This window comes from Pseudarcicella hirudinis (assembly GCF_900115665.1).
In the GTDB taxonomy this organism is placed as follows: Bacteria; Bacteroidota; Bacteroidia; order Cytophagales; family Spirosomataceae; genus Pseudarcicella; species Pseudarcicella hirudinis.
In genome coordinates this window covers 122,698-147,168 of record NZ_FOXH01000007.1, presented here as the reverse complement: position 1 = coordinate 147,168, position 24,471 = coordinate 122,698, and the positions used below count along the sequence as shown (strand labels likewise).

Sequence of the window (24,471 nt, the reverse complement as noted above, 5' to 3'; positions counted from 1 at the left end):
TTCTTTGTCAGTTCCCGAAGGATTAATTATTCAGCACGGAATTATAAAGCTGCCTGTATTTCTGGGCTATGATTTTTTCAGAGAAATTATCTTCAATTTTTAACCTGGCATTGGTGCAAAGAGCCTGGTAATTGTCGGATTCTAGAATAGTTAAAATACCTTTTGCCAGATCTTCTGAAGATTTGAATTTTGCAATAAAACCATTTTGAAGATGATCGATCATTTCCGGCATGCCGCCCGCATCAAATGCAACAACAGGCGTGCTGCAGGAAAGAGCTTCAGTGATTGTATTCGGCAGATTATCTTCGAGAGAGGGGACAACCAGTACGTTAGCTGCTGAGTAAATATTGATAAGTTTTTCAGTAGAATTAATCGTCCCTAAATTATTCACTTTGAAAGGAAGCGCATTCAGCACTTCTTCATTGGCTTTTCCAAAAACAACGAGTTCAATTTCGTCATTTTCTTCCCATTTTTTCAAAAAATCCAGGGATTCAACAAGATATTGAAAGCCTTTTCTTTTATCCTGGGTGTTCATCGCACCGAAGAGAACCAGCTTTTTTGAAGTAGAAAGCCCTAATTCTGTTCTGGCTTTGGCTTTATCTTTGGCTTTGAAAAGCGAAGAATCAATTGGGGTGAAAATCTGCTTCGTTTGAATATTGCAGAACAAAGCACCTGATTGAGCTGTTTCTGTAAGCCAGTTGCTACAGCCAACAACAGTAAATTTGTTTGATTGAAATGCTTTGATTTTTTGCTCAAAAACGGAAAAAGAAAGATCCTTTGGAGAAGGGTTTCTCAGAAAATGACAATTCCCGCAATGACTTTGAAAATTCATACAACCCTCAGAATAATGACACCCTCCTGTAAAAGCCCACATATCATAGAGCGTCCAGATGACAGGTTTTCCACTTTCAAAGACTTTCCTGAGAGAGCTGAGTGAAAGAAATCCAAAATTAGTCCAGTGAAGATTGATTACATCAGCCTGTTTGAATAAAGGATGGCTGGTTATATCTATGCCTGTATTGGCTGTAGAAAAAGCAAATCTGATATTTTTTGAAACTTCATGCGGGAGAAAAGTGAGTCTTTCCCAGACAAATCTGCCAAAAGCCAGTTTTTTACTCAGAAAGCCTTCTGTGTAAGATACCACATCCGAATCCGTTCCTGTTTTGGTTTGTACCAGAAAAGTTGAATCCAGCCCATTGTTTAACATGGCCTTATGTGTTCTGAAGGCAGCAATGGCAGCTCCTCCGTTAGTATCCCAGGTACTAAGATGGACAATCTTCATTTTGACAAAAAAATGGTGGATTTCAGGCTTTTTTAAGAACGGTAACCGAAAATATTAAGTTGCAAATCCATTCCTCCGTTGTATAGTTTTCTGTTGGTTAATGGGGTATGTGTAGTTTGAGGTGAATCGACAAAATACCTGAATCCGCTCCGGGTTAAAATATCAAGAATTTCCCCGAGATGCTGAGCCTGGTCCGGAAAAGAATGGTATTCAATGAAGATATTCTGAATATGAGCCAGAGAATCTTTGCAATCTCTTATTACTTCCGTTTCAGCTCCTTCAATGTCCATTTTGAGCATATCAATATGGCTCTCTTTATCCAGCAGATTTTTTAATCTTACGCTTTCAACTTTGATCTTTTCTCCCTCACCATAGATCGAAGCCGCATCTGAACCCTCGCTGGCGAAGTATATTCCTTCATCATTTGTCCAGACAGCTTTATTGATTACCTCCACATCCTTAAGATGATTAATTTTGAGGTTTTGTTCCAGAATCTGCGCTATTTTATTATCTGCTTCAAATGCTTTAATTTTTGACTGTGGATAAATGTTCTTAAAATAAGCGCATGATGTCCCGATATTTGCACCGCAATCGTAAATCAAAGGCGTAGAAGAAGCAGCTTTAAACTGATAAAATTCATCCACAAATATTTCCTTAAACTGGAATGTAAAAGACATGCAATCAGGAACCAAAAAGGTGAAATTCAGAAAGCTGATTGTTTTTGGAGTATATCTTGGCACATCACCATATTTGGCAAAAAGCCAGATTAATCTTCGTCCGTTGGCCGTACGAAGAGAACGGTAAATGTCTTTTAAAAGGTATCTGATAGCAAACACGGCAGATTTGAATAATGGTTTTGCAAACGACAAAAACTAATGTTTCGATCCTGGCTTTTAACCGGAATTAGACTTTGATTCTTTCAAAAGCATCAATATAGCTTTTTGCACTGGCATTGTAAATTTTTACTTTCTGATATTTTGCGTAATCGCCCAGCAATTCATAACCTCTGAAAGTTCTGGCCAGATAAGTAAATTCCACCGACATTGTCATATTTTGCTTTTTGATTACATCATAGATCGGAATATCTTTTTCTTTGGAGGCGTCTGTATTGTAAAAATGTACATCTCTGAAAGTAAGGATATTATCATTGTTTACTTTGAATTGTTCATGCCAGGAAGTATCTGCCCCGAACAGAAAAATCTCTTCAAACTTACGATTGACCGCTAAAAAGATTGCGGCAATCAAAACAGTCTGTGATTGGATAGAAGCAATTCCGGTTTTGTAAAACCAATGTGACAAAGTTTGAAATCCCTTGAAAATGATGTAGTTGAAATAGACTATTTTAATATTCGGATTCTTCTTGCTGATTTCCTTGAAAAAGGTCGATTTCTTAGCTTTTTGAGGAACGTAGAGGTTTATTTCCCAGGCAGTTAATTCAGTAATAGCTTTGAACGTTTTCCGGATATCCTCCCTGTCGAAAGTAACTCCGTCATAAATAAAAAATGCGGGATCAATCAAAACATAGTTTTGAGGTTTAAGGATTGGATAATAATCTGAGCTGGCGAAATTATTGACACAAAACAGTTCGGTAGTCTTCAGAAATTCCAAATCTTCTTCAAGTGTCACTTTCAGAGAAGGACCGTTTCCTAAAACCGAACAATATTTCGTTTTTTTAGAGGGAAGAGCAGAGGGTCTCTGAAACATTACAAGTACTTTCAGTAATGAGACACAGGTCTGAACCATTTTTGTAGCAAATTCCTGCAATTTCAAAACTATTTCTATCATCGGATTCATAAATATAAAATAGCTTAGTTTATGGTAAACGACTAAGCTTCAGGTTAGTTATCTCTTTAATAATTGAAGTATCTTTTTGATTGAACTGTCAAGTAAGGTATTGATTTCCGGGGAGATTTTCAGGGTATAAACAGTGAAAATAAAAACACCGGTAATTAACGCGGAACGAATTGGTGTATCAATCAGAAAGCCGGGAATCCCTGCAAAACCAGGAACAACAGGTAATAGCATTGATAGAAAATAGACCGCTGCCATGATAATCAGAATGTACAGATTGTGTAAAGAAAAAGGCTGCATGCCAAACTTGTACCAGACAAAAAATGTACGAAAACTGTTAAATGCCAGAATTGATAAAGCTGTAGCAATAGCACTTCCGGTGATGCCATATTCCGGAATTAAAGCCTCGTTGAGCTGCCATGTTCCGAATATGAGTAAAATCATGAAAATACTGTCGAAATAGTAATACTTTGAGGTCGAAAGAATGATACCATTCACTCCGGTAAACATGTCAAAAATCTGCCCGATACCAATGATGATGATAACCCATTTCCCTGTTGCGTATTCAGGAGGTAAAATGGCAAAAACATTGTGCAGATTGGCAATAATGCCGATGAAAACCAACCCTCCGATCAGCAACTGATTGATGCAGCTTTTCTGATAAACCTTCAAAATATTATCAAGGTCATTGTTGCGCCAGGCATCAGCGATAACGGTTCCGGAAATTCTGGCTAATTGCTGTGAAGGCATTGAAATAACGCTTCCAAACATCATTACCGTAGCATAAATCCCATTTTCAGAAAGCCCTTTGTGAGCTGTAATCTGAATCTGGTCGATGTATTTTACGATCTGCGTGGTAAAACCTGAAAGAAAGGTTAGGGCACTCAGACTGGCAATTCCTCTGATTAACTGAGGGGTAAGAAAGTTAAGCTGAGGTTTGAGATTCAGGTTGCCGTCATACCAGACTTTCCCGATCATTACCAGTGTAGGAAGACAGATTGCAATTTGCCATAGAATAATGAATACCTGAAAATTGACAAGTTTCAGCAAAAATATAATGATGGAAATGGCAATGAAGATCCTTTGTCCGAATTCTTTCCAGAATGTCCCGGTAGTAGCATTATACAAGGATTTGGCATAATTATCAAAAACGTTAAAATATAGGGTAAACAAGGTAAGCGGAATGATGGAATAGAGATTTTCTTCTAAAATTCCCGAAGGCTCAGCGTTTAATAATTTGTAGATAAAAGGCTTATAAATACTGAATAAACCCATACAAATGACAAATCCAATCAGAGAGATCATACAGGAAAGGAAGAGAAAGCCATTGTTACTATTCTTTTCATCCCTGAAATGCGGAAAATATCGTATTCCGGCGGTATTAAAACCAAGATTAGAAAATTGAACCAGCAATACCGTTATACTCCACAATAAGCGAACCAGCCCGTTTTCCTCGGTGGTCATGCTGTGAGGCATTAACCAGGAAGTGGTAAAAAAGCCCAGAGCGACGCCCAGATAGGCATATATTGAACTTTTTATGGTTTGCTTTACAATGATTCCCAATTTGTTGTAAGTGTTTTATATTTCAGACAAAAGACGAAAACTAAAATGAAGGACAGAGTCTTATGTCTTTATTCTTTTATTTCAGGTTTTCGGTTATTTCAGATCATCAGAACTCAGGGCTGTTCCGGCTTTGATGTCTGTTTTAGCAGTTTTTGAAAGAATTTCCTCATAATATCTGGTATGTAATCCGCTTGCCGGACGGATAGAACGTACATTTTCAGCAGTGAATGCTTCCCCTGCTTTAATGTCTTTTACCACATATAAAGAACGTTTATATTGCAGGCTTTTTTGCTCTTTAGGACTGAGTTCATAGTTTACTTTACCTAAGGCTAAAAATGCTCTTTCAGACTCGATGACAAGGCTGTTCAATTCAGCAGGTTCCAGTGAGAAAGTTGAATCAACTCCTCCGTCAGCCCGTGAAAGGGTAAAATGTTTTTCAATAACTCTGGCACCAAGCGCAACTGCCGCTATGGCAGCTCCGATACCCATCGTATGGTCCGACAACCCTATCTGCACATCAAAGAGGTCTTTCATGTGTGGGATCGTCAGCAGATTTGTACTCTCCGGTGTGGCCGGATAAGTACTGGTACATTTAAGTAGAACCAGGTCTTTGCAGCCATTTTTACGAAGAACTTTCACAGATTCCTGTAAATCTGCAATAGAGGCCACACCTGTGCTCATGATGACAGGTTTTCCGGTTTTTGCAACTTTTTTCAGTAAAATGTGATCCGTATTTTCGAAGGAAGCAATTTTATAGCAGGGAACATCAAGCGATTCCAGGAAGTCAACAGCGGTAGTATCAAAAGGGCTGCTGAATGCCAGCATGCCATGTGCTTTGGCACGGTCAAAAATTGGTTTATGCCATTCCCATGGGGTATAAGCCAATTGATAAAGTTTATGGAGACTTTGCTGTTCTTTCCAAAGATTATCAGGGTCCTTAATTTTAAACTCATCGCTTGCTCCATCAAAAGTAATGGTATCAGCGGTATAAGTCTGTAGTTTCAGCGCATGAGCACCAGCTTCTGCCGCTGCGTCAACAATGGCAAAGGCCCGCTCAAGAGATTGATTATGATTGCCAGACATTTCAGCAATGACGAAAGGCTTATGGTCAGGACTTATAAGAGTATCTGCGATTTTGAACATAATGCAAAGTTACAAAAATAAAAAGAAGGCTTTTTAGCCTTCCCGATAAATCTTCTTGCGGAATTACCTGTAAAATTATTGTATTTTATTTAGGAGTTTCGATATATAGCTGACCAATTTCAGTTGCATCCAAAACACGATTATAAATCCTTACATCGTCAATTTTACCTTTAAAGGTTAGACTGCCATCTACTCTGCTTCCAATTCTGGCTTGAACATTACTTAAATTATATGCAGGTTCTCCTGTTAAATGCAATTGACTCGCGACCAATTTTGAATTTACATAAATTTTTAATTCATTTTTGCTTCTGGTAGCAACTACATGATACCAGGTTGAAGTGTCATTTGGAAGTTTGCCTTCAGCTATGGAATTACCATTACCACTTGGATTTGCATAAGTCCACATTCCCCAGCCTAAATTTACTGTATTTGCCAGGCATAGTGCATGGTCTCCATTCCCATAGGTATTTCCTACATTTATTATTACGAAAACTCCTTGGGTTCTAGATTGATTAAATGGAATTTCATCGTATTTAACCCAGGCAGAATAGGTGAATTCTTTGAAAACAAAAGTATCTTCAGGTAGTTCAATAAATGAGGAATAGCCATTGAATTGAAAAGCTGAAGCTTCTCTGCCAAATCGGTCTGTGGTGGCCTGAACATTTTTTAATATACCATCATTAGAGGGTTTATTGACATCCCTTCCATTACCATTTAAATTGTAATAACCAATAAGACCTTTAGTAGGGAGAGGATCGATAGCCTCATTTTTACAGGAATTAAAAGCATAGGTTAAAGTGATAAGTGTGAAAATGGAGATTTTCTTCATGAAGGATAAGTTGAAATTTAATGGATGTTTCGTAATAAAATTAAATGGGTTAAATTTTTCTAAAATTAGTTTTTTTGCCTATACAGGCCTCAAAAATTCTGAATAATAAATATCATTCCTGCGCCCAGTCTTGATAATTGATAAGCTTTGTTCAAATCCAACATTATAGAGTAAATCAATTATACCCATAAATGGTAGAAATGCACCATTTATCTGAGGATATTGAGGGTGTTCGTAGTTGTGATAATAAAGTGGAATATTATGTTTTGTAAACTCTCCTCCGGGTGTATTAGCTTCGATATATTCTGCTGAACCTCTGGCCGAAAGATAGCTGTTACAGTTGATCGCTCTGATAATTTTCACGGTTTTAACATCTTTTATTTCAGGGAAAGAACCTAAATCGCTGGCTCGGATAAGTGGGGTATCAATCCCGATCCAATTACAGATTTGACTAATGAATTTGCAATGGAAGTCTGCAAGAGAGGTGAAGGTTTGGCTATAGAACTCTTTAATTAATGGATTTACAGTACTAAAATAAGTAGACTTCCGATATGCATCTTCAATTTTGCGAAGATGATCAACACTCCATTTTGACTCATTATTAGGTTCGGCATTTAAAATAGTTATTTCATCAAAACGAGCAGTTTTTTTAACGGGGATGGATAATATAATTTCTTCACCTTTGATATTTTTAATTCTATTTCTGGTTTGCCAGCTGCGTTGCATTAATTGAACATTATCAAGGAAAACAAACACGTCTACTTTATCAATCATATCAAAATAACCAAGCCAAGGTAAATAGGTTGGTTGCATAACTGCACATATTTTACTCTGATTCATAATTTTCTTTAAAAAATGACATATAAATTACATCATGTAATTGGTTCTTGACAAAATGATGTTTTTTTAAGACTCCTTCTATTTCAAAACCCATTTTCTCATACAACTTCATCGCAGGAATGTTGCTTGATAATACTTTTAAGAATACCTTTTTAAGATTTAGTTCATCAAAGGCTTTTTGAAGCAGTAAATTTATTACTTTTTTGCCATATCCTTTACCTCTTGCGTCAACTTCTCCAAAGTACAGCCCTAACTCGGTTGTACCTGCCTCCCAATTGATAAACATCAATCGGGCAATACCTATTGGCTTATCGAGGTCATTTGAATAGATTCCCCAGATTCTTTGGTCAGGATCTGAATTATTATTGTTTACCCATTCTGCTACTTCAGATTCAGTGTTTTCAGAAGTTTTAGCCATAATTAAATCAGCAAGCTCTTCGTCTTTCTTCCATTTAACTATTGAACTAAAAAAGGTTTCTTTTAATGTGACTAGTTGAATTGACATTTGATAGAAAATAAAAAATAAGAGCTGAAACATATAAGATACTCAGTATTTTGTCGTCTATTCGCATTTTACTAAAGTAATAAACTGTATAGATAGGCTATCTAGACAACCATGAGAACAAAATTAATCGCTATTATCACATTTTTTATATCATTTTCAGCTATTGCACAACAATCCAATACTTTTCCTGCGAGTGGAAATGTAGGTATTGGAACAACTACACCTTTAGGTATATTAAACAATTATCCCGGCAATACCCTTCACATAAAAGGAGAGCTTGTGATGGAAAACCCTCAGGCAGGTACACAACAATCAAACCAAACTATAATCAATGTTAGTTCTATGCAAACTGATGATAATTCAAATCGCTATATGGGTTTATTAGTTTCCCCAGTCGTTAGAAGGGGTGCTGGTTTAAAAGCGACAGGAATTTTGGTTACAGATGGTGCATATATAAATGCTAATCCAAATAAAGGAGAGTTGATTGTAACCAAACTAGCCGCTATTGGCACAACTAACACTACTTCAGGTTACACGCTTGCCGTTAAAGGTAGTATTGGCTGCAATAGAATAAAAGTATTGGATGTTTCGGGGTGGGCTGATTATGTTTTTAATAAAGACTATCATTTGCCCTCACTAACTCAGGTTGAAAATTTTATAAATATTAATAGACATCTTCCTGACGTACCATCTGAAAATGAAGTTAAGAAAAATGGAATAGATCTGGTACAAAATCAAGTAAAACTATTACAAAAAATAGAAGAATTGACCCTTTACCTAATCGAACAAGAAAAAAGGATTTGCGTGTTAGAGGGCAAACTTTCGGAGAAATAAACATTATACATTTTTCAAGTAATAATGTCTTTTATAAACCTAACAATTGATGTTTATAATTATAATGTCAGACAGAATTTAGTTTTATTAAAAATAAATTTCCGCCTTTTGAAGTCATGAAAAAATATATCTTCATAATCTTATTACAGAGTTTTTTACTAGAACCACTTTTAATTTTTTCTCAAACAAACCCGCCTCAAACATGTAATGTTTCTTCTATTTCTGTAGGTCAAATGCAAGCCAATGAGGAATTTATTAAATCATTAAATAATAAATCGAGATTATCAGGAGAAGGAAGTGTTATTACTTACATTCCTATTAAACCTCATATCTATCAATATTCAAATGGGACAGGTGGTACAACTTTGGAGGCTTTAAACAGAAACCTTGCTGCCTTGAATGCATATTTTATTAATTCCAGGATTCAATTTTACTTTTGCGGAACGTCTGTTGACTACATAAATAATGATACTTATGCAACTATAAATGAAACTAATATTAATTCTGCTGGCTTTCAAGACACATATTTTAATGATAAGAATGCCATTAATCTTCTTAGTCCCATAAATGGACCTGCACAAGGGGCATTACCATCATCCCAGTCTAATTGTAATCCTAGTAATGTGGTTTATGTTCCGTCGGGTTCATTGAAAAATTTTACATATATAATGGTTCATGAGTTTGGTCATTATTTTAACTTGTATCATACTCATGATAGAGATTTCGGTCAAGAACTAGTAACAAGATTGGGAGGAGCAAATTGTAGCACTACAGGGGATCTGCTTTGTGATACTCCTGCTGATCCGTTCGGTTTACCAGGAACTCCTGCTGCATTTGGTGTTGATTGTAGTTATTCAGGTACACTTCGTGATGCAAACGGTGATTTGTATCATCCTCCCACAGATAATATTATGTCCTATTATTATCCAGATTGTTTAACGAACTTGACAATGGGACAATATGACAGAATTGTCGGAGGGCTTCAGATCAGACAGAATGCTGTTTGTCCGGCAGATCTGGGTTTAAATTCTTACGATTTTAGTTGTCCATCTACTACATTAACAGCTCCAAATAATTTATTGGTATCCAAAACTAGTCAGAGGATTAATTTAACCTGGGTTGATAATTCTGTAAACGAGTTAGGCTTTATTATTGAAAGATCTCTTTCTCAAACATCAGATTTTAAAGCGATTGCCGGTGTTGCTCCCAATGTTACATCTTATTCAGACACAACGGCTATTTCCGGAAATACCTATTACTATCGACTTAAAGCTTCAAACACTACAAATAATTATTCCAGTATAGCAATTTTAGCTGCTAGTAATTGTCCGATCAATCAAAATTTATCTATGGAAGTTACTGGAGGCAGCACTTTACTATTTTCTGCATCATCAGCTATTAATTCAACAAGCAGCATTTCAGGAGTTGGAACAAATGTTACTTATAAGGCTTCGTCTATAGAATTAAATGTAGGTTTTGGTGTAGAAGCTGGATCTTTATTTGAGTCATTCGTACAGCCTTGCAGCAGTAGCAATTTAAGGGAATCTGCTGAACCTATAATGGTGAAAATGGAAGAATCATCAGGTAACATATATGCTTATCCAAATCCAAGTAGAAATAAGGAGTTTATTATTGAATACGAACTTGCAGAACCAAGTTTTATTAGTTTATCTCTGATAAATTTTATGGGGCAGCAAATGAAAACTATTGTTGATAATCAATTTGAAGGTAATGGAATTCATCATGTCTTTGTGGAGGCAAAGAATCTTGATGCAGGTAATTACATTTGCGTACTGAAATCAAGTAAGGAAACAAAAATTAAAAGAATTATTATTGATTAAAGCCTGTTTCTTAACTAACTATTCCGGTGATATTAAAGAGAGACTACTTTTGGAGAAGGTTTAACAACCTGGTATTTATCCTTTCGGTTGTTTTGCCATCAAAGAACTTTTGTTGATTTTTAAATCTGTCATAGACTTTTTCAGGGGAAGGATTAAGAAGGAGAAGGAGTTCTGTTTGAGAAAATTCTTTCTCCAAAACATGTAAGGCTATATAATCCGTAAAGAAATCTTTGTGAGGATTCTGATTGTCCATTGTTAGAATTCCTATAAACGGCTTATGCAAGGTTGCCACCTCATATGAAACGGTACTGCAAGATACGATAGCCAAATCACATGCCAAAATCTCTGCTATCATTTCATCTGCTGATAAATTCTGTTTGATTTGCAGATTTTCTGTTTGAAAATGACTAAAAGTTGCCACATGTTTGTTGGCCCCGCCCAAAATTAAAACGAGTTTTAAGGCTGGTTTGGATTTCAGGAGAATCTCCACAATTCTATGAGATAAATTCTCAGGATCGGCTCCTCCCAGGTTAATCAGAATGTTTGTCAGTTTATCTGGAATGCTGTCTGGCAGCTGAGTCTGAAAAAACTCCTTCCGCAACAGAGCATATTGTGTCCCCAGTAAAAATTCGGTATAAGGTTCAGAAGAATAATCTGATTTTCTGGCAGAGCCGGAATGGTTAATAATTATATCTGCATATTGATGCCAGGCATGGAGATCATCGATATAAACCAGGCTTTTACAATAGTTTTTTAATATTTTCTGATAATTTTCTGTAAAATGATACCCGTCAAGAACTACGATATCGTCTTTTGAAACGACAGTCAGAAAATTGACTAAATCTATCTGATAGTCAATTGTTTCTGGTAAGGGAATGATTGAGATCCTGTTTACGGAAAGGAGTTTTATGACATTCTCTGAAGGATTCTGAATGGCAAATTTTATCGTAAAATTGTCAATAATCATCTCAGCCATTGCCAGACAGCGCATAACATGACCCAGGCCGATTTGGGAGTTGCCATCCGCTCTGAAAATGACAGTTTTCATAAATTATGTTTTATTCTGTATTTAAATTCCGCAACTTTCCAGTCTTCTTCGTTATCGATATCATGGGCATCCATTTCTGAAACTTCTATTCCGGAGGTGTTTGGTCCCAAAAGTGTTTTTGTTTTAAGAAAGGAGGCAGTCCGGAAGAAATAAAACTGACCTGTATCGTGAAAAGTCGGCTCAAGGTCCTGTGAGCGTACGGCAGCGTTTTCAGGATGCAGCCAGGCCAGCTTTTCGTTTTTCAATGTTAATGCTCTTTGAACCGGAAAACCGAATTTCTGGACAGGGAAAATACTATCTAAGTTTTTGTCAACCAGTAAATTATGGGCTTTTTTAAGAATACTGTCTGAAATAAAGGGAGCAGTCGGATACATGCAGCAGGCAAACTCGAATACTTTTCCTTCCTGTTGGTATCTGGATAAAACCTCAATCAATACATCTGCCGTAGTCGAAAAATCATCCGCATTTTCACTGCTCCTGAAAAATGGGACTATTGCTCCAAATTTCTGAGCAATCTCAGCTATTTCAACATCATCAGTAGAAACCATTACTTCATCAAAAAGATCACTTTTGAGCGCTGCTTCAATGGAGTAGGCAATGATCGGCTTTCCCAGGAAATTTTTAATGTTTTTGCGGGGAATACGTTTACTTCCGCCTCTGGCAGTGATAATGGCAATGTTCATAAGGCCTGATTTTCTGAATATTGCTTAAAATTAACTAACAAACCCAAGTATTTCTGAAATCACGTATTCCTGTTCAGAATCAGTAAGGGTAGGAAACATCGGAAGACTCAGACATCTGTTATAATATGCTTCTGCATGAGGGAAATCACCCTTTTTCCAACCAAAATTCTGATAATAAGGCATAAGATGAACCGGAATATAGTGAACCTGGGTGAAAATATTTCTGGTTCTTAAATAGTCATACAGCTCTTTCCGTTTCTCAACCTGAATTACATACAAATGAAAAGCATGGGAAACCCCAGATTTTATATGGAACGTATTGACTTTAGTCCCATGAAAAGCTTCATCATAGCGCTTCGCAATAGCTTGTCTTCTATTTAATCCTGTTGCTGCCCGTTCCAGCTGGCTTACGCCGAGTGCTGCATTAAGGTCCGAAATCCGGTAATTGTATCCCAGTTCCTGCATTTCCATATACCAGCCCCCATGATTTTCAATCAGATCAGGACTTCCCTGATAAACCATTCCATGAGAACGGTACTTCAGTAGTTTTTTATAGAGTTCTTCAGAATTGGTAGTAATCATACCGCCTTCTCCGGTGGCAATGTGCTTTACCGGATGAAAACTGAAAATAGCAAGTTCAGCCAGAGAGCCATCTCCGCAATAGTGTTTTTGTCCTGTCGTATCAGTAAAAAAACCTCCGGGGGCATGGCAGGCATCTTCAAGGATCCATAATCCATATTCATCAGCCAATTCACGGAAAGCTTTCAGGTCAACAGGATATCCGCCAAAATCTACCGGAACGATTCCTGAGAAAGTGCCTTTGGGATGTTTTTCAAGTAATTTTTTTACTTTTTGAATGTCCAAAAGCCCTGTTTCCGGATCAATATCGGCGAAATGAACTTCTCCACCGCAATATCTGATACAATTGGCTGAGGCAGAGAAGGTAATCGGTGTGGTGATAACTTTTGAATCGGCACTGACACCCAAAGCCATTGCGCTAAGATGCAGGGCTGCGGTTCCGTTAGTCACTGCAACGGCATATTTTGCGCCGATATATGCGGCAAATTTATCTTCAAATTCCCTGACTTTAGGACCTTGTGTCAGAAATTTCGATTGTAATACCTCAACTACCGCAGCAACATCTTCTTCTGTGATATGCTGGGTACCGTATGGAATGGGATTCATTTCAGATCTTAATTATTCAATGAAGGAACAGGGAAGGCTTCAGTCTGCTCTAAACGCTGAATGAAGCATCTACATGCAATTTAATCTGGTCTCTCAATTGCTCCGCAGAAAGCCATTCATCGTTGGTTCCTGAATTGTATTTAAAGCCCATCTCAACTGTTTTTGCATTGAAATACTTTTTGAATTCATCAAAGTCCCAGGTAGGGGTTGCCGGTAAAATCACATAATATTTTTCGCATTCCACAGTACTTAATGAATCCGTTTCTGTGATCATTTCTTCATGCAATTTTTCTCCCGGGCGGATTCCTACAACTTCATATCTCGCCTCAGGTGCTATTGCTTTGGCAAGTTCCATAATGTTGTATGAGGGAATCTTCGGTACGAACAATTCTCCGCCCCAGGCATGTTCTAATGCATACATTACCATTTCAACTCCTTCTTCCAGAGAAATATTGAAACGGGTCATTTCTTCATGGGTAATTGGTAAAACACCGGTTTTCTTCTTGTCTAAAAAGAAAGGAACTACCGACCCGCGTGAACCAATTACATTCCCGTAACGGACAACAGAGAATTGTATATCTCTGGCCCCTTTCATGTTATTGGCAGCTACAAACAACTTGTCGGAACAAAGTTTAGTAGCTCCGTAAAGATTAATCGGAGCAGCAGCTTTGTCAGTAGAAAGCGCCACCACCTTTTTTACACCATTGTCAAGCGCAGCGTTAATTACATTTTCCGCTCCGAAAACATTGGTTTTGATACACTCCATCGGATTGTATTCTGCCGCAGGAACCTGCTTCAGAGCAGCAGCATGAACAATCACATCAATTCCTTCACAGGCTCTTTGCAGCCGGTCAGCATCTCTGACATCTCCAATAAAAAACCGGATAGCTTTATATTTGCTGTGAGGATAAAGCTGAGACATTTCAAACTGTTTCAGTTCATCCCGGGAATAAATGACGACTCTTTTAACCTCCGGGAAACGCTGAAAAACCGTTTCTACAAATTTTTTCCCAAACGACCCTGTGCCGCCTGTAATGAGAATGGATTTATGATTTAAATCAAGCATTATTCAGTATTAAATTGCTTTTGCCTATTCAAGCTTCTTAAGACAACAGATATATTCTAAGTATTCAACCCTGAAACGGATTGGAAAGATTTGTAAAATTAATGCTATTTTGACGATTAGCGAAAGATAAAGAAAGTTTATATCAAACACTCTATGCAATATTCTTCATTGCGGCTTATTTCAAAATTGCTTTAGCTTCAGCTATGGTTGACTTATATTCTGCCATATCAATAGCTTTTTTAGCATATTGTTTCACTTTGGCAGGTTCTCCGGCTCTTTTTGCTATTCTTGCCAGACCTACATAAGCCATTGCCTGGTAATCTTTTGTAAAGCGCTCGTCATATGGCATTTTTACACCTTTTAAAAGAAGCGCTTCTGCGGTTCTATCGTCTTTCTGTGCCTTTTCTGCAATAAGCCCCTTGAAAACCGTCGAAGCACACTGGTAGATAATTCCTTTTTGCTTCTGTAATTTTTCAATGTAATCATTCGCTTCGTCATATTTTCCTAAAGCAACCAGAAAATCGATTCTTTGCATTTGATAAAGCAGATTCTCGGGGAATTTTTCTATGAGCAGGTTGTTATAATACAGCGCTTTAGCCGGATTGGATTCGTACTTCATATACACATAACCTGCATAAAAAGTAGCCTCATTTTTTACAAAAATAGTTTTCTTAGCAGCCAGATCCAGTTGCTGTAACCCCAGCTTCTTGTCACCGTTTACAAAAAAGAACATAAAAGGTTTAATGATAGAATGAGTTTCGGGATACTCTATGCGGTAATAATTGTAAATACCTGAGGAATATAGAAACTCGGGTTGCCTTTCAGTCCATTTTAGTCCTTTTTTGAGGTGGCCATAAGCTTTTTTGGCAATGCCAACCGCCTTCATAAATTCCTGATTATCGGCATCATAGGCAGCAAGGTATCCTAAGGTAGCAAGCTCGAAAAAGTTTGCTTCGATGTCTTCATCATCTTTGTCAAGCATCCCTTCCGCCAGATTCCGGCTTTGATTAAGTAAACTCATATATTGTTTATTCGCTGCCGGATAATCCTTCAGCGGAAAATATTGAAGTTCTGTCTGAATGGCAAAGAGTAAATAGCCAACCGGATGCTGCGGATAACGGGTTTTTACTTTGTTGAAAATTTCTGTGGACTCCTTGAAATCATAAGAATACATTTTTTCTAACCCATTGGAAATGAGTTGTCTTGTGCCTGAATCACTTAAAATTTGAGCGCGTGTTTCAAAATTTGAGAAAATGAAAAGCAGTAAAGAGATTTTGAAGATTTTTTTCATATTGGACTTAATCAAAGCTTTTAATCCAATCTTCAGCTTCGTGAAACATTAGAGGAGGATTTATTGAACTTATTGGGTAATTCTATACTTTTGTTAAAACAGAGCTTGTTACGATCTGATCGGTCTGTAAATCGACCTTTATATTAAAGTTTTGTCACCTGAATTTGAAATATAATGATTTACTTCAGATAAAGGAATCAGATTTTCTTTGAAAAATAATAAATCAATAAAGCAAAATAAGCGCTCGCTTGTTTCAATAGTATGATTTCCTACGAACATTTTGTCTTAAATAATGGCCTGAAAGTTTACGTACATCAGGATCATTCAACGCCATTTGCTGCGGTAAATATAATTTATAATGTTGGCTCCCGTGATGAGGATGAGCAAAAAACAGGTTTTGCACACCTTTTTGAACATTTGATGTTTGGCGGATCTAAAAATATTCCTTCTTACGATACCCCTTTACAAAAAGTTGGTGGTGAGAATAATGCTTTTACTTCTCCGGACATTACTAACTATTACATCACCTTGCCTGCGGTAAACCTGGAAACAGCCTTCTGGCTAGAGTCTGACAGAATGATGTCTCTCTCTTTTGATCCCAGGGTTCTGGAGGTACAACAAAAAGTAGTGATCGAAGAGTTCAAACAGCGTTATCTCAATCAGCCTTATGGAGATGTATGGCTGAAACTTCGTCCTTTGGCTTATAAAAATCACCCTTATAAATGGGCTACTATCGGGAAAGAAATTTCACATATTGAAAATGCTACACTTGATGATGTCAGAAATTTCTTCTATACACATTATCTTCCGAATAACGCCATCATGGTTGTAGCCGGAAACGTGACACTTGAACAGGTGAAACAATTGTCGAAAAAATGGTTTGAGCCGATTCCGGCCGGAAAAACCAAAGCCCGGAATTTGCCGAAGGAACCTGTTCAGACAGAAGCCAGATTCCTGGAAACTGAAGCAAAGGTTCCATTGAATGCACTTTATAAAGCGTATCACATGCCTGGTCGTCATGAGGAACATTTCCATGCACATGATTTTTTGAGCGATATTTTAGGAAGAAGTAAATCTTCAAGATTTTATAATAAACTGATTAAAGAACAACATCTTTTCAACTCAGTTAATGCTTATGTTACCTCTTCCTTAGACCCGGGACTATTAATTATTCAGGGGAATTTAAATCAGGGGGTAAGTATTGCAGAAGGAGATGCGGCTGTTCAGGATGTGTTGGACGAAATCCTGTTGAATCCCGTACAGGAAGAAGAATTGTTAAAAGTGAAAAACCAGGCTGAGTCAACTCTGGTGTTTTCTGAGGTAGAGTTATTGAACAGAGCAATGAACATGGCTTTTGCTGCAAACTCCGGTAATATTGATCTGGTTAATCAGGAATCGGCTAAAATACAGGCTGTTACTGTTGAAGAAGTGGCTGAGGTAGCTAAAAATGTATTGAGGAAGGATAATTGTTCAACCTTGTATTATCAGGCTGTAAATTAATTTTCAAGGTGTTTATTGCATAGAATGAATACCTTTTGCCGATACATAAAAACATTAGAAACATAATCATAACAATGAAAATAAGAGTTGGACAAGGATATGACGTTCATCGTCTGGAAGAGGGGAGGGATTTTTGGTTAGGAGGGATTTTAGTACCTCATACACATGGCGCAGTGGGGCATTCGGATGCAGATATAATTTGCCATGTAATATGTGATGCCTTGCTTGGTGCAGCAAATATGCGAAATATCGGGTACCATTTTTCGGATAAAGATCCTCAGTTTAAAGGAATTGATTCCAAAATTCTGTTGAAAAAAGTACTGGTAATGATTCGTGAAGCCGGATGGGAAGTCAATAACCTTGATGTAACGGTGATTTTACAGTTGCCTAAATTAAATCCTCATATTCCTGAAATGAAAACCTGTCTGGCCGGAGTAATGAATATACCGGAGGAGGATATTTCCATTAAAGCAACTACTTCTGAGCATATCGGATTCGTAGGAAGAGGTGAAGGCGTTGCAGCACAGTGTGTGGCGTTAATTACGAAATCTATATAAAATCGACATCGGCTGTCAGCTATCGGCAGTCGGCATTGTTTTACATTTGTATTGTATTTATTTGATTTTAAGGAAAGAGCAAATGAAAACCTCGTCGTAATTGGTTATCATTACAAGACAACTAACTACGGTGTTTTGTCCAGATATATTCATCTTCAATCCGGCCGTTTTTGATGATCGATTGTTTATGAATCGCTTCAAGTGTATAGCCTGCCTTTTCCAGTACCCTCATAGAAGCCTTATTGTATCCGAAAACTCCTGCCCAGATTCTATTTATTACCTGGAATTTCTCAAAAGTATGTACAGTCATTTCTTTTAAAGCACTTGACATAATACCATGCCCCCAGTATTTTTCACCAAGCCAATAGCCGATTTCAGCACTGACCCTGTGGACGTCATTCCCTAAGATCACCCCGATACCTCCGGCAACTTCTCCGTTTATGTCTATGGCAAAAACAAGATTTCCATGCAGGCCGTTTACATTTTTTACCCACCATTCAGCATCTTCCGGCGTATAAGGAAAAGGAAAGGTGTCTTTTAGGTTTCGGGAAACATTCTGATTATTGGCATTAAACCTCAGGCTCTCTTCATCGCCATTCCTGAAAGGCCGTAAAAAGTATTGATATTTTCCGGATGAATCCGAAAGAGATAAGTTATTCATAAATAACCTTTTTAGGGAGTTTTACGCAGATGATAAAGATAAAAACCTTTAAATAAACCTGCTCAAATGTAGAAAAAAACTTGCTATTCGCTCAAAATTTATTAACTTAGAATTATCACCAATTTCTTCAAATGGGTTTTTTAACAGGAATGGAACAGTTTCAGAAATGTTTAAAGATTGGATTTAAAGAGGACGAATTTTGGTGAACTTAGCGTATAAACTTGGATTATTTATAGTTTTTTGCCCGTAAAACTTGTTTCTTCCTGACAAGATTTAAAGGCAATCAAATCACTAATTATAGCATATGCCCGTAGAAGCAGTAGTAGCGATAGACTTAGAAAAGGAACGTGCGGAAATTCTGAAACGATACCGGAAATTACTCAGGTCAGCCAAGCCGTTCTTGCAGAATGATGATGCCAAGAACATCAAGAGAGCATTCATGATGTCGGCAGAAGCACATAAGGAAATGCGGCGGAAATCAGGGGAACCTTATATTTATCACCCTATTGCCGTCGCTCAGATTTGTGTGGATGAAATTGGACTCGGACCAACTGCTATTGTAGCAGCTCTTTTGCACGATGTTGTCGAGGATACAGAAATAGAACTCTCTGATATTGAGAAGGTATTCGGCAAGAAAGTAGCACAGATCATTGACGGTTTAACTAAAATTTCGGGAACTTTTGAATATGGAACTTCGCAGCAGGCTGAGAATTTCCGTAAAATGCTATTGACGCTTTCTGAAGATATCCGGGTAATTTTGATTAAGCTGGCAGATCGTCTTCATAATATGCGGACGCTTTCAAGCATGGCCAAAGACAAACAATTGAAGATCGCATCCGAAACCCTGTACCTTTATGCACCGCTGGCGCATCGATTAGGATTGCATGCTATCAAAACAGAATTGGAAGACCTGGGTTTGAAATATACCGAGCCGGAGGTTTATAAGGAAATTGCCCGGAAACTGAGCGATAACAAAAGGAGCCGTGAGAGTTTTGTAGAACATTTCATCAAACCCATAAAAAAAGACCTTGATGAAAAAAAATATAAATATTCAATAAAAGGCCGCCCGAAATCAATTTATTCGATTTACAACAAGATCAAGTCGTCAAATACTTCTTTTGAGAATATATTTGATCTTTTTGCGGTAAGAATTGTCCTGAATGCCCCCCGTGAAAGAGAAAAAGCAGAATGCTGGGAGGTTTACAGTATTGTTACAGATCATTATAAACCTAATCCTGACAGGCTGAAAGACTGGGTTTCAACGCCGAAATCAAACGGTTATGAATCACTGCATACGACCGTAATGAGTAAACCTTATGCTTCAGAAAAAACAGGGCGTTGGGTAGAAGTACAGATCCGTTCTCACAGAATGGATGAGATAGCAGAGAAAGGAGTGGCAGCTCACTGGAAATACAAAGGCAATGATACCCGGACAAATGATACTTTTGAATCATGGTTAAGCCAGGTGAGAGAGGCACTCGAAAATACCGATAAAGGTAAATCGGCCGTTGAATTAGTGGATGAGATCAAAAACAGCCTTTACAATGAAGAGGTTTTTGTCTTTACCCCGAAAGGTAAACTAATCGTTTTGCAGGCCGGAGCAACAGCTTTGGATTTTGCATTTGATATTCACTCTGAGGTAGGAGCAAGGTGTATCGGAGCGAAGGTCGGCGGGAAATTGGTACCATTGAGTCATAAATTGCAAAATGGTGACCAGATTGAAATTCTGACTTCGGCCAAACAAAAACCTTCTGAAGACTGGCTCCGCCTGGTTGTGACGACCAAGGCGAAGACCCGTATCAAAGATTTTATTAAAGAAGAAAATAAGTCTCACGTAGTTCACGGAAGAGACCTTATTGAGCACCGTCTCAAGATAATGGGGATTCCCCATCTTACTCTCGAAATAACCAATCAGTTAAGGGCTTATTACAATGCCAAAGATGCCAATGATTTATTTTATCGTTTTGGCAAAGGTTATATTCAGGTTGATCAGCTCAAACACTGGAAGGCTGACAGGGAGATGCATGAGCGGAAGCAGGCTGAGAAAGTAATTCAGTTACCAATTACTGACGGAAAAACTTTCACCAAAGAGATTAAAAAATTGCATGGTGAAAGAAAGGATGCAGATGCACTGCTTATCGGGGAAGACATGGATAAGGTGGATTATACCCTTGCTAAATGCTGCAACCCGATTTCAGGAGATGATGTTTTCGGTTTTGTTACAATTAATGAGGGAATTAAGATTCACCGGACAAAATGCCCGAATGCCACAGAATTGATGTCAAGACATGGCGACAGAGTCATAAAAGCCCAGTGGGCCAGTCAGATACAAATGTCATTTACCGTGAATCTGCTGATCAGCGGAATTGACAGGGCTGGTCTGGTTCATGATGTAACCCGTGTGATATCCAGTGAATTAAAAGTTAATATCATGGGGCTGAATATCGGTGTGAATGACGGACTTTTTGAGGGAAAAATTACGTTAATGGTACATGATACCGACCATTTGGATCTGTTGGTACAACAGCTCGAACAGGTCAGCGGAGTAGTCGAAGTATCAAGAGGTGAATAAAATTGAATTTTTCTCGAAGAAAATCAGTTATTTTGCAAACAAATCTGAGTTTAGTCTAAATAATAAAGACCAAAAAAGGCGTAAAATACATGAATGGGCTGACGTTGAAGTCAGATCATTTAAGTTGCACAGAAGAAAATGCCATCAACCCAAGCTACATACGACGCTGTTAAGAAAATTTTCACAGCATATCTTGAAAATAAAGGACTTCGGAAAACGCCTGAACGTTTTGCGATTTTGGAAGAAATCTATTTCAGAGATGATCACTTTGATGTTGAAGAATTATATATTTCAATGAAAAATAAGAGATATCAGGTCTCCAGAGCAACGGTGTATAATACATTGGATGTACTGGTTGAATGCGACCTTGTCTCAAAACATCAGTTTGGAAGAAATCAGGCCCAGTATGAAAAATCGTACGGCCGCCGTCAGCATGACCACCTGATCTGTACAGATTGCCATCATGTAACAGAATTCTGTGATCCTCGTGTTCAAACCATACAATCAATGGTCGGAGATATGCTGCAGTTTAATGTAATGCACCATTCTCTGATCTTTTACGGGTCATGTACAAAGACTGATTGTGAACACAAAAAAGAAATGTTAAGTCAGCGAGAAATAGTTGGCAGAGAATAATTATAGTCGTGAAAGACAACTGACCCCGTAAGAAATAAAAATCCTTGCGGGGTTTTTTCATGCAAGTTTGTTTATCTTTGCATTCAGTTCGTGGCAGGGCATTCGCTCTTTAAATCTGCGAAACGACATATACGGGTAAAGACCTGTGGCTTCGGTTTTATTCTAATCATTCATAATTCAAAATTAAAAATGGCAGTAGATGTATTGTTGGGTTTGCAGTGGGGCGATGAAGGTAAGGGCAAAATAGTTGATGTTTTAGCTCCTAAATATCAGGTTGTTGCACGTTTTCAAGGTGGGCCAAACGCTGGGCATACGCTCGAATTTGATGGTTTTAAGCATGTTTTGCATCAGATTCCTTCCGGAATTTTCCGCCAGGAAGTACAGAACATTATCGGAAATGGTGTGGTTCTTGACCCTATCATTTTCAAAAAAGAAATTGAAGGATTAGCAAAGTATAACCTGGATTTAAAGAAAAATCTGGAGGTTTCTAAAAAGGCTTCAATCATCCTTCCTACTCACCGTTTATTGGATGCAGCTTACGAAAAAGCAAAAGGTGATGCAAAAATCGGTTCAACCCTCAAAGGCATTGGACCAACTTATACTGACAAAATTTCCCGTCAGGGTTTGAGAGTAGGAGATATGATTTCGCCGAATTTTAAAGCGAAATATGATGGATTGGTAGCACGTCATAAAGGGATTCTTGATGTGTATCAGTTTGAATATGACCTTACAGAGGCTGAGAAAGAATTTTTCGAAGCAGTTGAGTTTATGAAGCAATTTGCTTTGGTAGATTCTGAATATTCTGTAAATAATGCGCTTGATGCCGGAAAAACTATTTTAGCAGAAGGTGCGCAAGGTTCATTACTGGATGTGGATTTCGGTTCTTATCCTTTTGTAACGTCTTCCAATACCGTAACAGCAGGAGCTTGTACAGGTTTAGGAATTGCTCCAAAGAACATCGGTGAAGTTTACGGAATTTTTAAAGCTTATGCGACCCGCGTAGGATCAGGGCCTTTCCCGACTGAGTTATTGGATGAAGTAGGAGAACGTATGCGTCAGGAAGGACGTGAGTTTGGTTCAACAACCGGCCGTCCACGCCGTTGCGGATGGATTGACCTGCCTGCTTTGAAATATGCCATGATGATTAACGGAGTTACTCAGCTGGTTATGATGAAAGTGGATGTGCTGAATATTTTTGAAGAAATTAACATTTGTACAGCTTATAAATTGCAGGATGGTACAATTACCCAAAACCTGCCTTATGACCTGACAGATGAGAAGGTTGAACCGGTTTATGAAACTCTGAAAGGATGGAATACTTCTTTGGAAGGATTGAGAACCTTTGAAAGTCTTCCTGCCGAATTGACTGCATACATTAAATTCCTTGAGGAAAAGTTAGGTTTACCAATCAACTTCATTTCAACAGGTCCGGATCGTGATGAGTGTGTGTTGAGAGGAGCTTTGGCTTAATTTAACATTAGCTCAGTAGCAGGAAAGGCAGCCAGACACCCGGCTGCCTTTCTCTGTTTATCACCTGTTACTTTATCAAATCTTTCCCGAAATCATCATCCAGATCTCTCCAGACAGAATGAATATGATTTGACTCACTTAGTCTGTTTGAAAATTCAATAATCATCCCCGGAGCATGAATTCTGTAGTAAAAAGCTTTATCACCGGTATCTCCGTACCAGGAGAAATGAATGTTGTCCAAATCTGTTTTATGAAGTTTTTCCAGTTTTTGCTTTGCCAGTTCCGGTGTAACATTTCCTGCCCAGGCGTTGATCAATTGTAGTATCATGCCTTTCTGAGTTGCCGTCATTTCCTTGTAACTGATTCCTTCAAAAGTTTTCAGAAAGGGTTCATTACCTGTTCTTGCCGTAACATCGGGACCATTATTTCCATCATCCGGCATTTTTGCACTGATTACCGTTTGCTTTTTCTGAGCTTCTGACATGGAAGCGAGTAAATCCTTAGCAGTTTGATATTCTACTGCCATGACACGTCTTCCGGCAAGTGGTCCGTCCAGAACCTCGGCCGGATTCATGCCTGTGAAAAGCGGTGTACAGGAGATACCATTTTTCGTAAAGGTAAAGTTGAGTGACAAATGATGACCTTCAAATTTCCAGCCCCAGGGCTGTGTTAACGAAGGCTCTCCGAATACCGCAATAAAATAGTTATTCTGACTGTAATTGTGAGCATCACGATTTTGCTCACTTTTCATAATTTCACCTCTGATTTCATCCGTTTCTATAATCCCGACTGCTTTAAGATAACCTTCCGTGCTTAACATCGACCTCAATAAGGTATGAATAGCTCTTCTTTGCTCATTACTGAGGGTATTCCATTTTACTCCGGCTCTCTGATAAGACTGCTGAGGAAGATTAGACCATCTGAGGCGTTCAGTACCCTCAAAAGGCAGCAAAACTTTAGATTTAATATCAGGACTCAGACTTGATAGAAAAGAGTTTACCAGTTTAATATTTTCCTGATTCTTTGTCAGACCTGACTGAGCGAATAATTGGGTAATCTGGAAAAAAAGAATGGTTAAAAAAGATAGTTTTCGCATGAGTATTCCGAAATTTGTTTTCATTTAAGTAAATAAGGCTGTAAATAGGGCTAATTTGCACTAAAATATTATTTTTCC

At 38.0% G+C, this 24,471-nt stretch carries 22 protein-coding genes; 7 read left to right on the top strand and 15 right to left on the bottom strand.

Going from position 1 to position 24,471, the window contains the following annotated elements:
* Positions 1–22 precede the first annotated feature (22 nt).
* The 8 genes from BM179_RS13875 to BM179_RS13840 form a co-directional block, all read right to left on the bottom strand.
* Positions 23–1,282, bottom strand: a complete 1,260-nt coding sequence (locus BM179_RS13875; RefSeq protein WP_092017746.1) for a glycosyltransferase family 4 protein — start codon at positions 1,280–1,282, stop codon at positions 23–25.
* Positions 1,283–1,314: 32 nt separating this feature from the next.
* On the bottom strand, positions 1,315–2,118 hold the full coding sequence (locus tag BM179_RS13870; protein WP_092017745.1) for an FkbM family methyltransferase: 804 nt from the start codon (positions 2,116–2,118) through the stop codon (positions 1,315–1,317).
* Positions 2,119–2,185: 67 nt separating this feature from the next.
* Positions 2,186–3,076 carry a motility associated factor glycosyltransferase family protein gene (locus BM179_RS13865; RefSeq protein WP_092017744.1) on the bottom strand — a complete coding sequence of 297 codons (891 nt, stop codon included), beginning with the start codon at positions 3,074–3,076 and terminating at the stop codon, positions 2,186–2,188.
* Positions 3,077–3,124: 48 nt separating this feature from the next.
* Positions 3,125–4,636 (bottom strand): lipopolysaccharide biosynthesis protein, encoded by a 1,512-nt coding sequence (locus BM179_RS13860; protein WP_092017743.1) that lies wholly within the window; start codon positions 4,634–4,636, stop codon positions 3,125–3,127.
* A 93-nt stretch (positions 4,637–4,729) separates the two neighbouring features.
* Positions 4,730–5,779: a pseudaminic acid synthase gene (gene pseI, locus BM179_RS13855; protein WP_092017742.1), complete on the bottom strand. Its 1,050-nt coding sequence runs from the start codon at positions 5,777–5,779 to the stop codon at positions 4,730–4,732.
* Between the two features lie 85 nt (positions 5,780–5,864).
* Positions 5,865–6,608 (bottom strand): LamG domain-containing protein, encoded by a 744-nt coding sequence (locus BM179_RS13850; protein WP_092017741.1) that lies wholly within the window; start codon positions 6,606–6,608, stop codon positions 5,865–5,867.
* Positions 6,609–6,686: 78 nt separating this feature from the next.
* Positions 6,687–7,448, bottom strand: a complete 762-nt coding sequence (locus BM179_RS13845; protein ID WP_092017740.1) for a WbqC family protein — start codon at positions 7,446–7,448, stop codon at positions 6,687–6,689.
* Positions 7,435–7,986: a GNAT family N-acetyltransferase gene (locus tag BM179_RS13840; RefSeq protein ID WP_092017739.1), complete on the bottom strand. Its 552-nt coding sequence runs from the start codon at positions 7,984–7,986 to the stop codon at positions 7,435–7,437. Before BM179_RS13840 ends, BM179_RS13845 begins: the two co-directional genes overlap by 14 nt.
* 78 nt (positions 7,987–8,064) lie before the next feature.
* Between BM179_RS13840 and BM179_RS13835 the strand changes: the two genes are divergently transcribed.
* Positions 8,065–8,787, top strand: coding sequence for a hypothetical protein (locus tag BM179_RS13835; protein ID WP_092017738.1), 723 nt, complete (start codon positions 8,065–8,067; stop codon positions 8,785–8,787).
* A gap of 116 nt (positions 8,788–8,903) precedes the next feature.
* Positions 8,904–10,628 carry a zinc-dependent metalloprotease gene (locus tag BM179_RS13830; protein ID WP_092017737.1) on the top strand — a complete coding sequence of 575 codons (1,725 nt, stop codon included), beginning with the start codon at positions 8,904–8,906 and terminating at the stop codon, positions 10,626–10,628.
* Between the two features lie 43 nt (positions 10,629–10,671).
* Here BM179_RS13830 and pseG read toward each other — a convergent pair whose 3' ends face one another.
* The 5 genes from pseG to BM179_RS13805 form a co-directional block, all read right to left on the bottom strand.
* Positions 10,672–11,676: a UDP-2,4-diacetamido-2,4,6-trideoxy-beta-L-altropyranose hydrolase gene (gene pseG, locus BM179_RS13825; RefSeq protein WP_092017736.1), complete on the bottom strand. Its 1,005-nt coding sequence runs from the start codon at positions 11,674–11,676 to the stop codon at positions 10,672–10,674.
* Positions 11,673–12,359: a pseudaminic acid cytidylyltransferase gene (gene pseF, locus BM179_RS13820; protein WP_092017735.1), complete on the bottom strand. Its 687-nt coding sequence runs from the start codon at positions 12,357–12,359 to the stop codon at positions 11,673–11,675. The genes pseG and pseF overlap by 4 nt, the downstream gene beginning before the upstream one ends.
* Before the next feature lie 30 nt (positions 12,360–12,389).
* Positions 12,390–13,544 (bottom strand): UDP-4-amino-4,6-dideoxy-N-acetyl-beta-L-altrosamine transaminase, encoded by a 1,155-nt coding sequence (pseC, locus tag BM179_RS13815; protein WP_092017734.1) that lies wholly within the window; start codon positions 13,542–13,544, stop codon positions 12,390–12,392.
* A gap of 49 nt (positions 13,545–13,593) precedes the next feature.
* Positions 13,594–14,610 (bottom strand): UDP-N-acetylglucosamine 4,6-dehydratase (inverting), encoded by a 1,017-nt coding sequence (gene pseB / locus BM179_RS13810; RefSeq protein ID WP_092017733.1) that lies wholly within the window; start codon positions 14,608–14,610, stop codon positions 13,594–13,596.
* Between the two features lie 175 nt (positions 14,611–14,785).
* Complete coding sequence (locus tag BM179_RS13805) at positions 14,786–15,901, bottom strand: tetratricopeptide repeat protein (RefSeq protein ID WP_092017732.1); 1,116 nt, start codon at positions 15,899–15,901, stop codon at positions 14,786–14,788.
* A gap of 261 nt (positions 15,902–16,162) precedes the next feature.
* On the opposite strand from BM179_RS13805, the gene BM179_RS13800 reads away from it, so the two are divergent.
* Complete coding sequence (locus tag BM179_RS13800) at positions 16,163–17,401, top strand: M16 family metallopeptidase (RefSeq protein WP_092017731.1); 1,239 nt, start codon at positions 16,163–16,165, stop codon at positions 17,399–17,401.
* Positions 17,402–17,475: 74 nt separating this feature from the next.
* Positions 17,476–17,958 (top strand): 2-C-methyl-D-erythritol 2,4-cyclodiphosphate synthase, encoded by a 483-nt coding sequence (gene ispF, locus BM179_RS13795; RefSeq protein WP_092017730.1) that lies wholly within the window; start codon positions 17,476–17,478, stop codon positions 17,956–17,958.
* A 121-nt stretch (positions 17,959–18,079) separates the two neighbouring features.
* Here ispF and BM179_RS13790 read toward each other — a convergent pair whose 3' ends face one another.
* A complete protein-coding gene (locus BM179_RS13790) occupies positions 18,080–18,619 on the bottom strand; it encodes a GNAT family N-acetyltransferase (protein WP_092017729.1) in 540 nt (179 codons plus the stop codon).
* Positions 18,620–18,923: 304 nt separating this feature from the next.
* On the opposite strand from BM179_RS13790, the gene BM179_RS13785 reads away from it, so the two are divergent.
* The 3 genes from BM179_RS13785 to BM179_RS13775 all read left to right on the top strand — a co-directional run bounded on the left by BM179_RS13785 (position 18,924) and on the right by BM179_RS13775 (position 23,297).
* Positions 18,924–21,191, top strand: coding sequence for a RelA/SpoT family protein (locus tag BM179_RS13785; RefSeq protein WP_092017728.1), 2,268 nt, complete (start codon positions 18,924–18,926; stop codon positions 21,189–21,191).
* Positions 21,192–21,329: 138 nt separating this feature from the next.
* On the top strand, positions 21,330–21,827 hold the full coding sequence (locus tag BM179_RS13780) for a Fur family transcriptional regulator (RefSeq protein WP_092017727.1): 498 nt from the start codon (positions 21,330–21,332) through the stop codon (positions 21,825–21,827).
* Positions 21,828–22,016: 189 nt separating this feature from the next.
* Positions 22,017–23,297, top strand: a complete 1,281-nt coding sequence (locus tag BM179_RS13775; RefSeq protein WP_092017726.1) for an adenylosuccinate synthase — start codon at positions 22,017–22,019, stop codon at positions 23,295–23,297.
* A gap of 67 nt (positions 23,298–23,364) precedes the next feature.
* Here BM179_RS13775 and BM179_RS13770 read toward each other — a convergent pair whose 3' ends face one another.
* The gene (locus BM179_RS13770; protein ID WP_092017725.1) at positions 23,365–24,417 is read right to left on the bottom strand and encodes a DUF3500 domain-containing protein; all 1,053 of its coding nucleotides are present in this window, start codon (positions 24,415–24,417) and stop codon (positions 23,365–23,367) included.
* Positions 24,418–24,471: the final 54 nt, after the last annotated feature.